Genomic DNA, 12,275 nt, shown 5'->3' on the forward strand with positions numbered 1-12,275 from the left:
ATCACCGCCCTGGTCATCGGCGCGGTCGCCATCGTCGGCGGCATCCTGGCCAAGGACCAGAACGTCGCCTTCCTCGTCGCCCTGGCCTTCGCGGTGGCGGCCTCGGCGAACCTGCCCACCATCCTGTACTCGCTGTTCTGGAAGCGGTTCAACACCTCCGGCGCCCTGTGGTCGATCTACGGCGGCCTCGCCGTCACCGTCATCCTGATCGTCTTCTCCCCGGCGGTGTCCGGATTGCCGAACTCGATGATCAAGGGCGTGGACTTCCACTGGTTCCCCCTGCAGAACCCCGGCCTGGTCTCCATCCCGCTCTCGTTCTTCCTCGGCTGGCTGGGCACCGTGCTGTCCAAGGAACACAACGAAGACAAATACGCCGAAATGGAAGTCCGCTCCCTCACCGGGGCGGGAGCGGAGAAAGCCGTTCCGCACTGAGCACCGCTTCGACCAGTTCCAGGTCGGCACGCAGGTGCGCCCGGCCGTTGTCGAACATCGCCTGCCAGAGCGGCGGAAGGGGTGCTTTCGCCGCCTGGCCGGCTTCCCAGTCGGCCAGCTGCGCCCGCAACGCGTGCGCCAGCGACCCGGCCAGCGAGCGCACCTCGTCGGCCGGGAGCACGTCGGCGAAGGTCAGCAGCAGGTACACGCTCGCCGGATAGGCGTTGGGCAGCTGCCCCCACAGCTTGCGGGTCAGCCGCCGCAGCTCCTCGCGACCGGCGTCGGTGATCGCGTACACCGACCGGTCGCGCCGGGCGGTCGGCTCGACCCGGTCCAGCGTGGCCAGCTCCTCCTTGGCGAGCTGGGTCAGCGCGTGGTGCACCGAATACGGCTTCACCGCCGCCCACTTCTCGGCGTGGCTGTCGACCAGCCACTTGCGGATCTCATAACCGTGCCTCGGCCGTTCCGCGAGCAGCGCGAGCACCAGCAGCCGGACGTTCACTTCGTCCGCTCGAAGGCGAAGTCGCAGTGGTCGCAGCCGTAGCCGATGGTCACCGGCCGGTCGGCACGCAGGCCGTGCCGCTCCGGGTCGACCGCGGCGAGCATCGGCTTGTCCCACTCGCACCACACCGCGGCGGTCAGCTCCGGCGCGCCGAGCCGGGTGCTCGCGTCGTGGTAGACGCAGCGGTGCGCGCGGGCGAGGTAGGCGTGGTTGTCGTCGGTCACCCGTTCCCAGGCGAACCCCTTGCCGTAGAAGGACTTCTCCTGCTCGCGCACGTTCGCCACCATGGCCGCGAACGGATCGGGTGCCCGGTCGAGTTCGGCGCGCACGGTGTCGGCCAGCCAGTCGCCGAACTGGTCGACCACGGCCCCGCGCACGGCTTCGAGCGGATCGGGCACGCGGCCCTGGAGCCAGCGGTAGGCGGCCACGGCGTGGGCGGTGAGCACCAGGTGGCTGCGGGCGGCCTCGTCGACGACGAGGTCTTCGGTCTGGTCGAGCAGGTCCTCGGTCTCGCGTTCGAGCTGGGCGCGGACGGCTGCCGCGTCCGGTACGCCGTCGAGCAGGGCGGCGTAGAACGGCTCGACGAACCAGCTCCTCGGATCGTTCAGATCGGTCATGCCCGCTGAGGATAGACAAGTTTGTCTATCGAATCGAGGGCGGCCCTGTTCACACGCGCTGAACGCCTCTTCGTGCGAGCATGGTGCCGTGGTGAACCCCGCTGAAGTGCCCACTGTGGACGTGCCCGAGCTACCGGGTGAGTTCGCCCTGCTCGACGTGCGTGAGAACTACGAGTGGGCTGCCGGGCACGCCCCCGAAGCCGTGCACATCCCGATGAGCCAGCTGCCGGGACGACTCGGCGAGCTGCCCGCCGGCGACCCGCTGTACGTGATCTGCCGCAGCGGGGTGCGCTCGGCCAACGTCGCGCTCTGGCTCAACCGCCAGGGTCGCGAGGCGGTCAACGTGGCGGGCGGCATGGAGTCCTGGCAGGCGCACGGCCTGCCGATGGTCACCGACCAGGGCGCCGAGCCGCAGGTGGTCTGAGCGTGCACCCCCGGTACCACCCGCCACCCCAGCACCAGCACCACCACCACCCCGCGCCGGTCCGGCCGCGGGTGCGCTGGGTGGCGACCCCGCCCTACGGCCCGCCCCCGCGCCGCCGGGCGGTCGACCACCGCTACCACGGCCCCCCGGCCTACCGGGTGCCACCGCGCTGGGGTTTTCCGAACGTGGTGTGGCGCCTGCCGACCGCGGTACCCGGCACCCCGTCGAACGCCCCGCGCCCGGCGCAACGCCTGCGGGCGCTCTACCGCAACGCCACCATGCTGCTGTGGGTGCTGGCCGCGTTCGCCACGCTGACCGCGCTCGCCGAGGGCTGGCGGTACGTGCTGCTGCTGCTCAGCCGGGACGCCGCGCTCGACGCCGACGTCGTCGGCACCTCCGACGCGTTCGTGCTCACCGGCGCGCTGCTGACCTTCGTGCTGGCCCTGTTCGCCGCGGGCATCAGCCTGTGGTGGCTGCTGGTCGCGCGGGTGGTCGCCGCCGACGAGCTGGGCGAGCGCCCGGCCCGCCCGCCGTGGCAGGTGGTCGCCGGGTTCTTCGTGCCCGGCCCGAACCTGGTGCTGGCCGGGTCGATCGTCGCCGAGACCGAGCACGCCGTGCTGCGGCGGCCCCGCACCGAGCGCCCGCGCCCGTCGCGGCTGGTGCTCGCCTGGTGGGGTGCCTGGTTGCTGAACGGCGTGCTGCTGCTGGTCTCGGTGGTCTGGCGGCTGCGTGACGGGGTCCAGGCGCAGGCCGACGGGGTGTTCCTGGCCGTGCTGACCGACGGTTCCGCCGCCGCGCTGGCCGTGCTCACCGCGCTGCTGGTCCGCCGGATGACCGGCTTGCTGGCGCCGGTCGGTGAGGACCGGCTGCGCCGCCTGCGGGTGCTCAAGGTGACCGGCGCCCCGGACCCGGAGTTGCGCCCGACTCGCCCGGCTACCGCACCCCGCTGACCAGCAGTTCCCGGTAACCGCGCATTACGAATTCCGGGCGGCGCGGTGGTTCCCCGGCCAGTTCGAGGTCCGGCAACGCGGTCAGCGCCCGGAACGCGGCGGCGATCTCCACCCTGGCCAGCGGTGCGCCGAGGCAGAAGTGGATGCCCGCGCCGAAACCGAGGTGCGGGTTCGGCGACCGCCGGAGGTCGAAGTCGTCCGGCTGGTCGAACACCTCGGGGTCCCGGGCGGCGGCCCCGAGCAGCGCCCCGATCTTCTGCCCGGCTCCGAGGCGGAACCCGGCGATCTCCACGTCCTCGGTGGCGGTCCGCTCGAACAACTGCAACGGCGAGTCGAACCGGATCGCCTCCTCCACGGCGGTGTCGAGATGGGCGCCGAGCGCCGCCCACTGCTCCCGGTGGTCCAGCAGCGCCCGCAGGCCGTTGCCGAGCACGTTGACCGTGGCTTCGTGGCCGGCCATCAGCAGCAGCACGGCGGTGGCGACCAGCTCGTCGTCGGAGAGCCTGCCGTTGTGGTCGTCGCGCACCCGGACCAGATCGCTGATCAGGTCGTCGCCGGGGTTCGCGGCGCGTTCGGCCGACAGCTCACGCAGGTAGCCGACGAACTCCCCGGCCGCCCGCTCGGCCGCCGCGCGCTTGTCCTCCGGCAGGCCGTACTCGTACATCTTGACGATCTGGTTGGACCACGGGACCAGTTGCGGCCGGTCGCTTTCCGGAACGCCCAGCAGTTCGGCGATCACCTCGACCGGCAGCGGCTGGGCGACCTCGGCGAGGAAGTCGGCGGTGCCTTCGTCACGGATGCGCGTGGCCAGCCGGTCGACCAGCCGGCGGGCGATCTCCTCGACCCGCGGGCGTAGCCGCTCGACGTGCCCACGCGCGAACGCCGACGAGACCAGGCGCCGCAGCCGCGTGTGCGCCGGGGGTTCGTTCTCCAGCAGGGAGTTGCGGTGCAGCAGGTTGAACGAGACGAACTGCTCGGCCGGGGTCGCGTCCCGCCAGATGCGGCCGAGCGACCGGTGGCGCAACACCGCCGACGCCGCCGCGTGCGACACGGCGACCGCCAGCCCCAGCCCTTCGTGCCGGTGCACTTCGCCGCGCTCACGCAACTCGGCGAAGTGGGGATACGGGTTCGCGAGGAAAGCCGGATCAGCGGGGTCGAACACCCGCCGACTGTAACCCTCATGGTGTGGCGGCACCGGTCCATCAGGCCCAGTCCTCCGTGCCGGTGCACCTCGCCGCGTTCCTCGGGTCGAACACCCGCCGAGCGGGTCCGTTCGGTACCGTCGGCCCACTGAAATCGCGAGGAGGAACCAGTGGGCAAGGCGGCGCGCAAGAAGGGGCCCAAGAAGAAGGACGGGGCGCCCAAGAAGGTCCGCGAGGTCTTCATCGGCCAGCCGTTCGAAGGGCTCGCCGCGGAGCCGGAGCTGATCGCGCTGCGCGAGTTCGTGCCCTCGGCGACCGTCGAGCTGCCGCTCAAGGAGTCCGGCGGCCGCAAGGTGGTGCTCGGCACGGTGCTGCCGATGGCCGCCGCCGCGTTCGTCCGTGCCGACGGCCAGGCCTTCGTCGGGCTCCAGGTGCAGACCCGCTCCACCGACGTCAGCCGTGACATCGGCCGGTCGGTGCGCTGGGCGCTGGAGGCCAAGGAGGGCGACGTGCTCTCCGTGCCCGACACCATCACCCCCGGCGGCGAAGGTGAGCGCCTGCAGGACCTGCTCGACCCGGCCGCCGAGTTCGACGTCCGGATGCACACCGACTTCTCGTGGTGGCTGCCCGAAGACACCGAGGCCGAAGGTGAGGTGGCGCTGTCGCTGGAGCGGGCGAACGGCGCGATCATGCCGTCCGAGCGCCTCGGCACCGGCGCCTACTGGGTCGACGCCGGGGAGAAGGCGCACCTGCGCTGGGTGCGCCCCGAGCCGGAGGGCAAGGTGCTCCAGGCGCTGGCCCGGCTCTCCGCGGCCGGTGAGATCGGCCTCGGCGAGGACTCCCGGTACGCCGGGTCGTTCCGCGCGCACGGCCTGCTCGTGCCGGTCTGGGACCTCGACCCCGAGGCGCACGCCCGTGAGTGGGCCGAACCGGCCAAGCAGCTCGGCGAGCGGCTGGACAAGGCACTGGCCTCCCTGGACGACGAGCCGCTGAACGCGGCCGAGCGCCGTGCCCGCGACGGCCTGATCGGCCGCCAGATCACCATTCGCTAGTGCTGCTGCACATCTGCGCGGAGCAGGACTGGGTCGCGAGCGGGGGCGGCGACTACCGCGCGCCCTCGCTCGACGACACCGGCTTCATCCACTGCTCCGACTTCGGCACCGCGCACCTGCCCGCCGACGCCCTCTACGCCGGCCGCACCGACCTCGTGCTGCTCGAAATCGACCCGGCCCGCCTCGGCGTGCCGGTGCGCTGGGAGGACGGCGTCCCACCGCACCCCGCCGGTGTCCGCTTCCCGCACGTCTACGGCCCGATCCCGCGCGCGGCGGTGGTCGCGGTGCACGCGTTCCCGCCCGGCCCGGACGGCCGCTTCCACCTCCCACCGGCGGTCGCGAACCGATAACACCCCGCAACTGTTCACCCGTTCGCGCGTCTGAGCCAACCGGGGGACAACCTGCGGGGGTGCGGATGCGTGAGTCAGTCGGTGGGGAACGGTCGAGAGCGCTCACCGGGATTGGAGGCGATACGGTGACCGCGTGCGCGCCGGTGGTGCCAGTGCTTTCGCTGGCCGAGGACCGAGTCGTCGATGCGCGCCAGGAGAGGGGATTGGCGGTGCCGGGCGACCTCGTTGACTTCGGGGAGTTCGTCTCGGCCAACCTGCCCGGCCTGATGCGCTACGGCCACGCGCTGACCGGCAACCCACACGACGCCGCCGACCTGGTGCAGACGGTGCTGGAGAAGATCGGCTCCCGCTGGACCCACGTGCAGCGCAAGACCGGCGACCCGATGGCCTACATCCGCCGGTCGATGGCGAACGCGCACATCAGCCGGTGGCGCCGGACCAAGCGGGAGAACCTGGTCGCCGACATCCCGGACGCCCAGCCGTTCGAGCACGCCGACCCGTTCGAGCACGAACCGCTGTGGCAGGCGCTGCGGGCTTTGCCACCGAGGCAACGCGCCGTCGTGGTGCTGCGTTACTACGAAGGACTGTCCGAAGCCGAGATCGCCGCGTCACTCGGGGTGAGCCAGGGCACGGTGAAGAGCCAGGCGAGCAAGGCGCTCGCCTCCCTGAGGCTGAAGATGGCGGCCACGGCCGAGGAAAGCGGAGGGAGGGAAGCGGTATGAGCGCGGACGACGACGAACTGGCAGGCGAGCTGCGCCGGTTGTTCGACGACGAGCGCCTCGAACTGCGTCCCGCGCCGGACGCCGGATCGCTGATCGTCGCCGGGGCGAAGCGGCGTCGCGTCCGCCGCCGCCGGCTGTCCGTCGCCGGTGGCGCGCTCGGCGTGGTCGCGCTGGTCGCCGGTGGGTTCGCGTTGACCGGGGGCGCGTTCCGGCCCGAGGTGCCGCCGCCGGTGGCCCACCCACCCGGCCTGGACCCCAGCCTGCAGATCGGGCCCACCGCCACGGTGGTCCCGGCGCCCCCGCCGGCCCACCCGTCGTCCGGGCCACCGCCGACACCGGCGGCGCCGCCCGTGCCCGGCCACGGCCAGCTGTCCCCGGCACCACCGACCCCGCAGCGGTCCGACCTGCCCGCCGCCTCGCAGTCCCCGCTGTCCGCGCCGATCATCGGCCCCGGCGGGTACGGCAAGTTGCGGCTGAACACCACGGTGGAAGAGGCGTCGTCGGCCGGGATCAGCTTCACCCCGGAAGGCGGCGCTGGGCTGGACGGCGGCTGCGCCACCTACTACTTCAGCGGCGCCGGGGTGCCCAGCGGCGGTTCCGTGGTGGTCTCGCCGACCCGCGGCGTGGTCTACATCAACCCGTCCGCGGACGTGACCACCCCGGAGGGCATCGGCACCGGGGCGACCCGCGATCAGCTGCAGGCGGCCTACCCGGAGGCGACCCCCGGGCCGAACGGCGACGTGGTGCCCATCGGCAACGGCTACCGGTACCGCGTGGTGGTCGGGGAATCCTCGGTCATCGAGCACATCTACCTCGACGACAGCCTGCAGGACTGCTACGAGTGAACCCGGGTCCCTCCCCGCTGGGGGAGGAACCCGGGCTCGTTTCCTTGCTCAGCCCTCGGGGCGCTCAGATGGCGCCGCCGGCCACCGGGGGCATCGTCGGGTCGCCACCGCCGTCACCGACCGATTCACGGGCGAGCCAGTTCTCGATCTCGAACAGGTTCCCGTCGGCGCGCTTGACGATGGTGAGCAGGGTGGACATCGCGGAGATCTCCTCGACCTGCTCCTTGAGGAACCACTGGACGAACTGCTCGGCGATGTAGTCGTCCTCGTCGCGGGCGGCCTTGGCCAGCGTCTTGATGTCGGCCGCGACCTCCTTCTCCTGCTCGAGGGCCAGCTCGACCAGCTCGCGCACCTCGGTGAAGTCGTTGCGGACCTCGCCGGTGCCGGGGATCTCGACGTGGTGGTCGGTGTCCAGCATGTACTGGACCAGGGCGAGCGCGTGGTTGCGCTCCTCGTTGGCCTGGCGGAAGAAGTGCTTGGCCAGCTGGGGCAGGTCCTCGCTCTCGAACCAGACCGCCAGCGCGATGTACTGCTGCGAGGCGTTGAACTCGTTGTGCACCTGCTGCTGGAGCAGCTCGTAGAACTTCGAACGCGGATTCTTCTTGGTGAGGGCCATGCATTCCACGATAACCCAGAATGACGAACTTCTCCATTTTGTTCTGGTGATCCGCGCCGCATTAGGTTACCATTCGCAAAAGAAGGTGGAACTAATTTAATTGAGCCTTGCCTTATTGAAGTGTGCCTAACCTGCGTGCCGTGGTCCGGGTTGTCCACAGGGAGCCGGATCATCCACAGGATGCCGCTGACCAGCCTCTTCGGGGCGGGTTCGGGGTAGGGTGGTTGCAGGGGCCGCCCCCCAGGGCGGGCGGGGGTACCTATGTGGGTGTCGAGCCGCGGCGTGGGCTTGTTCGGGGTGTCGGCAGTGGGTAGCGGGGGCACGGTTCCGTAGGTGCGGTTGCCGATTCGGGCCTCGCCGGCCATTCGTCGTCGAAGCTGATCAGCGTCGACCGGGTGCGGACTGCATCAGCGATGGATGCGTCGCGGTGTCGGCTTTCGCCCGGGGTCGGCGGTGCGCTGCTCGACCACCACAGCAGCGTTCCATGGCTGGTGACCGTGCCGAACAGTGCGGTCCCCCGATGCCGTCAGGCTCGGTCACACCACCTTCCGGATCATGGACGGGCCAAGGCTGTCCGCACGAATGAACGTGGGCCGCGAACCCCCGGGCCCGCCGTCAGGTCACGGGATCACGGAGCACCGGGCACGACATGCACCGCGGTCCCCCGCGGCCCGAGCCCAGTTCCGAGCCGGCGATGCGCAGCACCTCGATCCCGGCGGCTTCCAGGCGCTCGTTCGTTTCCGCGTTCCGTTCGTACCCGACCACCACGCCCGGAGCGACGGCCAGCGTGTTGTTGCCGTCGTCCCACTGTTCGCGTTCCGCGGTCACCGGGTCCAGGCCGGTGTCGATCACGCGCAGGCGGTCGATGCCCATCGCCTTGGCCGCCGCGGTCAGGAACGGTTCCGGGCCCTTCACCCCGTCCTCGCCCGCGTGCAGCGTGTAGGCCACCAGCGAATCCCGCGCCAGCGGGTACATCACCACCGCGTCCGTGCCGACCATGGTGCACACCGTGTCCAGGTGCATGGTGGCCCGCGACTGCTCGATCGGCACCGCCAGCACGGTGTGCGCGAGGTCGTCGGCGAACACCGAGCGCGCCAGCGACTCGGCACCGGCCGCCGAAGTCCGTTCCCCGACCCCGACCGCCACCACACCCGGCGCCAGCAGCATCACGTCCCCGCCCTCGATCGGCGCCGAATGCGCGCCGTAGGCCCGCGCGGCCCGCGCGAACCGGGGGTGATAGGCGTAGATCAGGTCCAGCACCGCGGTCTCCCGGCGCCGCGCCGGCATGCTCAGCGACGAGATCGCCACGCGGTCGGCGATCCACGCCGAGGAATCCCGCGTGAACAACAGGTTCGGCAGCGGGTCGACGGCGAAGTCACGCGGGTGGTTCATCATCCGCACCAGCGAAGCGCCTTCGGCGGCGGGCAGTTCCTCGAAGGTCATCCCGGCCATCAGCACCTCGGCCAGGGTGGCGGCGTCCACAGAGGACAGGTGCGAGCGCAGGGCGTCGGCCAGGTCGGTGCCGAGCCTGCGGTCGTCCACCGCGGCGTGCACGCCGGCGGTGTGGGCCCGCGGGTCCTCGAGCGCGCTGCGCAGCACCTCGGCCAGCAGCAGCACCTCGACCCCGCGCCCGCGCAGCACCTCGGCGAACGCGTCGTGCTCCTCCTGCGCCCGGTCCACCCAGGGGATCGAGTCGAACAGGAGCTGGTCGTTGTTGCGCGGCGTCAGGCGTTTCAACTCGGCCCCCGGCCGGTGCAGCAGGACCGAGCGCAGCGGCCCCACCTCGCTCTCCACCAGGGGCGCCGGCGCCTCGGACACGGTCTCGGAAGTCGCTTGCTCGACGGTCACCTGCTGAGACTAATCAACCCGGCGGCGGTAATGCTTCGGTAAGCGCTCCGAGCCTGGTGCCGGGCACACCGTTGGCCCAGGGTGGACGCATGTCGCGCACCAAGAAGATCGTGCTGGTCCTGTCCGTGACCGCCGTGGTCGCCCTGGCCGCCGGGCTGTGGGCCTTCCAGCCGTGGAAGGCGTTCACCCGCAGCACCGTCGAAGAGGCGCTGCCGGTCGCTGTGGAGACCACCGCCACCACCGCCACGTCCGCCACCCCCGCGCCACCGCGGGAGCTGGCCGCCGGCGCGTTCGTCAGCCAGGAGCACGACACCGGTGGCCAGGCCAGGGTACTCGACCTCGGCGACGGCAACCGCGTGCTGCGGCTCGAAGGCTTCTCCACCTCCGACGGCCCCGACGTGCACGTGTGGCTCAGCGAAGCCACCGCGGGCGGCGACTGGGACAAGTACGACGACGGCGCCGTGGTCCAGCTCGGCAAGATCAAGGGCACCGACGGCAACCAGAACTACGCCATCCCGGCCGGCGCCGACCTGAGCGGCCTGCGCAGCGTGGTCATCTGGTGCGACCGGTTCAACGTCGCCTTCGGCTCCGCGCCGCTCGATCTCTAGAAAAAAAGAGCACCGTGGGAGTCGTTCCGGCGCGGGTCCGTTCGTAGGTTCGGTGTCCGGAGCAATCGCGAAGAACGGAGAGAACCGTGCCGAACCCCTCCCAGCCCGGCCGCCCGCCCGTGGTCGACCTGGCCACCTGGCAGGCCGCGCGCGACGAGCTGCTGGTCCGCGAGAAGGCCCACACCCGCGAGGGTGACGCCATCGCGGCGGCCCGGCGGCGGCTGCCGATGGTGGAGTTCGACGGCACGGTCGAGGTGGTCGGCGCCGACGGCCCGGTCCCGTTCCTCGACCTGTTCCGGGGCCGCGGCGAACTCGTGGTCTACCAGCACATGTGGCATGAGGGCGCACCCCACCAGGGGCAGTGCGAGGGCTGCACCAACATGGTCTGGCACCTGCGGGACACCGCCGTCTACCTCGGCGCCCGCGGGGTCTCGTTCGCCGTCGTGACCAGGGGCCGGTGGGCGGAGGTGGCGCCCTTCGTGGAGTTCATGGGCTACACCGACCCCTGGTACTCGGTGCGCGACGTGCCCGCGCCGGTCGGCGGCGCCATGGCCTCGCTGTCCTGCTTCCTGCGCGACGGCGAGCGCACCTTCCTCACCTACTCCACCACGGGCCGCGGCAACGAGGCGGCCAACGGCTCCTTCGGCCTGCTCGACATGACGCCCTACGGCCGCGGCGAGGCGTGGGAGGACAAGCCGGACGGCTGGCCGGAGGGGGACAACCCGTGCTGGTACTGGCGTTCGGCCGCCGACGGAACCGCCACCTGGGGTCCGGACAGCCGTCCCGTGCCGCAGTGGACCCGCCCCGGTGCGACCCCGGAGCAGACCCTCGGGCGGCACGGCGACTGCCACTAGGGCAGGAACGACACCTTGCCGCGCAGCAGCGCGTACCCGACGAAGGCGAACACGTCGAGCAGCGTGTGCGCGGCGACCAGCGGCCACAGCCGGTTGGTCCGCTGCCACAGCCGCCCGAACACCAGCCCCATCACCAGGTTGCCGACGAACCCGCCGAACCCCTGGTAGAGGTGGTACGAACCCCGCAGCACGGCTGCGGCGAGCAGGCTGGAGCCCTCCTGCCAGCCCAGCTGCCGCAGCCGGGTCAGCAGGTAGCCGACCACGAGGACCTCTTCGGCGAAGGCGTTGCCGAAGGCGGAGAGCGTCAGCGTGATCGGCCGCCACCACGACTCGGTCAGCGTGGACGGCTGCACGGCGAGGTTGAACCCCAGCCGCCAGGCGGCGAAGTACAACGCGAGCCCGGGGAGGCCGATCAACGCGGTCAGCCCGACTCCCCAGAGCAGGTCGCGCCGCGGCCGCGTGCGGTCGAAACCGACCCGCGCCAGCTTCACCCCGCCCCGGTAGAGGAGGTACACCCCGAGCGCGCCCCAGCCGACCAGCTGCAGCGCGCTCAGCAGCTGCTTGAGCAGGTCGATCAGCCCGGCCGCGGCCTGCGGCACGTTCAGCGCGACCTGCTGCTCGTTCAGCGGTTCGGGGCGCAGCAGCGAGTCCAGCAGCGACAGCAGGCTGCGTGCCCCGGACAGCCCGAGCGTGATGCCGAACACGATCAGCAGCTCGAACTTCAGCGTCCGGCGTTCGGCCGGATCGGTGACCACCTCGGGCCAGGCCGGGCGGTCGCTGATCAACCAGGAGCGCATTCGCGCAAGCTACCCGGTGGGGGATAGCGTCGCGGTCATGCCACGCACCATCGCGACCAACACCCCCGTCGAGCGCGCGGAACTGGTCGAGTTCCTGCGGCCCCGCCACCACGGCATCCTGACCACCCGGCGGGCCGACGGCAGCCCGCAGCTGTCGCCGGTGACCTGCGGGGTGGACGGCGAAGGGCGCATCGTGATCGCCACCTACCCGCAGCGGGCGAAGGTGCGCAACCTCCGCCGCGACCGCCGCGCGTCGGTCTGCGTGCTCTCCGACGAGTGGAACGGCGCCTGGGTGCAGGTCGACGGCACGGCCGAGGTGCTCGACCTGCCCGAGGCGGTGGAGCCGCTGGTCGACTACTTCCGCGCGATCTCCGGTGAGCACCCGGACTGGGACGAATACCGCGAAGCCATGCGCAAGCAGGGCAAGTCGCTGGTGCGGATCACCGTCGAGCGCTGGGGCCCGATCGCCACCGGCGGCTTCCCGCCGGAACTCGCCGACGACTGAGAGTTGACCTT

The 12,275-nt window shown here is 71.5% G+C and carries 16 protein-coding genes; 10 read left to right on the top strand and 6 right to left on the bottom strand.

The genetic code is table 11. The features are described 5' to 3' along the window. Window positions 1–432 (top strand): sodium:solute symporter family transporter (locus tag AC07EG_RS33745; RefSeq protein ID WP_478257300.1); only part of this gene is annotated, 432 nt, incomplete at its 5' end. On the opposite strand, the gene AC07EG_RS33750 is transcribed toward AC07EG_RS33745, so the two are convergent. Further along, on the bottom strand, window positions 395–934 hold the full coding sequence (locus AC07EG_RS33750) for a PadR family transcriptional regulator (protein WP_478257301.1): 540 nt from the start codon (window positions 932–934) through the stop codon (window positions 395–397). The two genes, AC07EG_RS33745 and AC07EG_RS33750, sit on opposite strands and share 38 nt — an antisense overlap. Further along, window positions 931–1,551, bottom strand: coding sequence for an L-2-amino-thiazoline-4-carboxylic acid hydrolase (locus AC07EG_RS33755; RefSeq protein ID WP_478257302.1), 621 nt, complete (start codon window positions 1,549–1,551; stop codon window positions 931–933). Before AC07EG_RS33755 ends, AC07EG_RS33750 begins: the two co-directional genes overlap by 4 nt. Window positions 1,552–1,639: 88 nt before the next feature. Here AC07EG_RS33755 and AC07EG_RS33760 point away from each other — a divergent pair, with 88 nt between their 5' ends. Together AC07EG_RS33760 and AC07EG_RS33765 are read left to right on the top strand one after the other, a co-directional pair. Further along, a complete protein-coding gene (locus tag AC07EG_RS33760) occupies window positions 1,640–1,975 on the top strand; it encodes a rhodanese-like domain-containing protein (protein WP_478257303.1) in 336 nt (111 codons plus the stop codon). 2 nt (window positions 1,976–1,977) lie between these two features. Beyond that, on the top strand, window positions 1,978–2,925 hold the full coding sequence (locus AC07EG_RS33765; protein WP_478257304.1) for a DUF4328 domain-containing protein: 948 nt from the start codon (window positions 1,978–1,980) through the stop codon (window positions 2,923–2,925). On the opposite strand, the gene AC07EG_RS33770 is transcribed toward AC07EG_RS33765, so the two are convergent. Beyond that, complete coding sequence (locus AC07EG_RS33770; RefSeq protein WP_478257305.1) at window positions 2,909–4,087, bottom strand: cytochrome P450; 1,179 nt, start codon at window positions 4,085–4,087, stop codon at window positions 2,909–2,911. The genes AC07EG_RS33765 and AC07EG_RS33770 overlap by 17 nt on opposite strands. Before the next feature lie 150 nt (window positions 4,088–4,237). Between AC07EG_RS33770 and AC07EG_RS33775 the strand changes: the two genes are divergently transcribed. The 4 genes from AC07EG_RS33775 (at window position 4,238) to AC07EG_RS33790 (ending at window position 7,036) form a co-directional block, all read left to right on the top strand. Further along, window positions 4,238–5,119 (top strand): DUF5926 family protein, encoded by an 882-nt coding sequence (locus tag AC07EG_RS33775; RefSeq protein ID WP_478257306.1) that lies wholly within the window; start codon window positions 4,238–4,240, stop codon window positions 5,117–5,119. Beyond that, window positions 5,119–5,469, top strand: a complete 351-nt coding sequence (locus AC07EG_RS33780) for a DUF952 domain-containing protein (RefSeq protein WP_478257307.1) — start codon at window positions 5,119–5,121, stop codon at window positions 5,467–5,469. The genes AC07EG_RS33775 and AC07EG_RS33780 overlap by 1 nt, the downstream gene beginning before the upstream one ends. Before the next feature lie 209 nt (window positions 5,470–5,678). Beyond that, entirely contained in the window at window positions 5,679–6,191 is a 513-nt protein-coding gene (locus AC07EG_RS33785; RefSeq protein WP_478257308.1) for a SigE family RNA polymerase sigma factor, read from the top strand. After that, complete coding sequence (locus AC07EG_RS33790; protein ID WP_478257309.1) at window positions 6,188–7,036, top strand: hypothetical protein; 849 nt, start codon at window positions 6,188–6,190, stop codon at window positions 7,034–7,036. Before AC07EG_RS33785 ends, AC07EG_RS33790 begins: the two co-directional genes overlap by 4 nt. 64 nt (window positions 7,037–7,100) lie before the next feature. On the opposite strand, the gene AC07EG_RS33795 is transcribed toward AC07EG_RS33790, so the two are convergent. Together AC07EG_RS33795 and AC07EG_RS33800 are read right to left on the bottom strand one after the other, a co-directional pair. Beyond that, window positions 7,101–7,652, bottom strand: coding sequence for a ferritin (locus AC07EG_RS33795; RefSeq protein WP_478257310.1), 552 nt, complete (start codon window positions 7,650–7,652; stop codon window positions 7,101–7,103). Between the two features lie 615 nt (window positions 7,653–8,267). After that, the gene (locus AC07EG_RS33800) at window positions 8,268–9,446 is read right to left on the bottom strand and encodes an arginine deiminase (RefSeq protein WP_478257398.1); all 1,179 of its coding nucleotides are present in this window, start codon (window positions 9,444–9,446) and stop codon (window positions 8,268–8,270) included. 143 nt (window positions 9,447–9,589) lie between these two features. Here AC07EG_RS33800 and AC07EG_RS33805 point away from each other — a divergent pair, with 143 nt between their 5' ends. Together AC07EG_RS33805 and AC07EG_RS33810 are read left to right on the top strand one after the other, a co-directional pair. Next, the gene (locus AC07EG_RS33805) at window positions 9,590–10,108 is read left to right on the top strand and encodes a DM13 domain-containing protein (protein ID WP_478257311.1); all 519 of its coding nucleotides are present in this window, start codon (window positions 9,590–9,592) and stop codon (window positions 10,106–10,108) included. Window positions 10,109–10,194: 86 nt separating this feature from the next. Beyond that, a complete protein-coding gene (locus AC07EG_RS33810) occupies window positions 10,195–10,962 on the top strand; it encodes a DUF899 family protein (protein WP_478257312.1) in 768 nt (255 codons plus the stop codon). Here AC07EG_RS33810 and AC07EG_RS33815 read toward each other — a convergent pair. Beyond that, a complete protein-coding gene (locus tag AC07EG_RS33815; RefSeq protein ID WP_478257313.1) occupies window positions 10,959–11,759 on the bottom strand; it encodes a CPBP family intramembrane glutamic endopeptidase in 801 nt (266 codons plus the stop codon). The genes AC07EG_RS33810 and AC07EG_RS33815 overlap by 4 nt on opposite strands. Window positions 11,760–11,796: 37 nt before the next feature. Here AC07EG_RS33815 and AC07EG_RS33820 point away from each other — a divergent pair, with 37 nt between their 5' ends. Next, window positions 11,797–12,264, top strand: coding sequence for a PPOX class F420-dependent oxidoreductase (locus AC07EG_RS33820; RefSeq protein ID WP_478257314.1), 468 nt, complete (start codon window positions 11,797–11,799; stop codon window positions 12,262–12,264). Window positions 12,265–12,275: the final 11 nt, after the last annotated feature.

The sequence above is a fragment of the Amycolatopsis sp. NPDC045836 genome (assembly GCF_056431745.1).

Coding starts and splice junctions, on each gene's coding strand:
- AC07EG_RS33755 (WP_478257302.1), bottom strand. CDS start 1,551: ATGACCGATCTGAACGATCCGAGGAGCTGGTTCGTCGAGCCGTTCTAC.
- AC07EG_RS33790 (WP_478257309.1), top strand. CDS start 6,188: ATGAGCGCGGACGACGACGAACTGGCAGGCGAGCTGCGCCGGTTGTTC.
- AC07EG_RS33795 (WP_478257310.1), bottom strand. CDS start 7,652: ATGGCCCTCACCAAGAAGAATCCGCGTTCGAAGTTCTACGAGCTGCTC.
- AC07EG_RS33805 (WP_478257311.1), top strand. CDS start 9,590: ATGTCGCGCACCAAGAAGATCGTGCTGGTCCTGTCCGTGACCGCCGTG.
- AC07EG_RS33815 (WP_478257313.1), bottom strand. CDS start 11,759: ATGCGCTCCTGGTTGATCAGCGACCGCCCGGCCTGGCCCGAGGTGGTC.
- AC07EG_RS33820 (WP_478257314.1), top strand. CDS start 11,797: ATGCCACGCACCATCGCGACCAACACCCCCGTCGAGCGCGCGGAACTG.